Annotated in this window: 1 pseudogene; it reads right to left on the bottom strand. The window is 63.4% G+C overall.

Annotated features, from left to right (window positions below):
- Positions 1-437 (bottom strand): annotated as a pseudogene (locus JHD80_RS27135) (IS3 family transposase); the annotation flags it as partial.

The raw sequence follows: 437 nt of genomic DNA, 5'->3' as shown, positions 1-437 counted from the left end.
GGTCTTCGGCGACGAGACCCGAAGGGCCGCGCGAAGCAGCGAATAAGCTCTCCATCGCGGCGTTGTCCCAGACATTGCCAGAGCGGCTCATCGAGCAGGTGACGCTGTTGTCGGCCATGAGCTTCTGAAACTGCTCGCTGACATACTGGCTGCCCTGGTCCGAATGGTGCAGCAGGGCATCCGGCTTTCCCCGACACCAGATCGCCATTATCAGCGCATCGGTCACGAGCCCGGCGGTCATCTCGGCCTTCATCGACCAGCCCACCACACGGCGGGAGAAGAGGTCGATGACGGCGGCAACGTACAGCCAACCTTCTGCGGTCCAGATATAGGTGAGCCGAAGGCCCGCGAAGCGAATTCGGCGATCCATCGCTGGTTCGGACGCTCGGCATGGAACTCCCGGCCGAGCATATTCGGCGCGATGGTCGACCGCCGGC

Source organism: Allobosea sp. ASV33 (assembly GCF_016428755.1).
In the GTDB taxonomy this organism is placed as follows: domain Bacteria; phylum Pseudomonadota; class Alphaproteobacteria; order Rhizobiales; family Beijerinckiaceae; genus Allobosea.
This window is presented reverse-complemented; position numbering and strand designations above follow the sequence as displayed.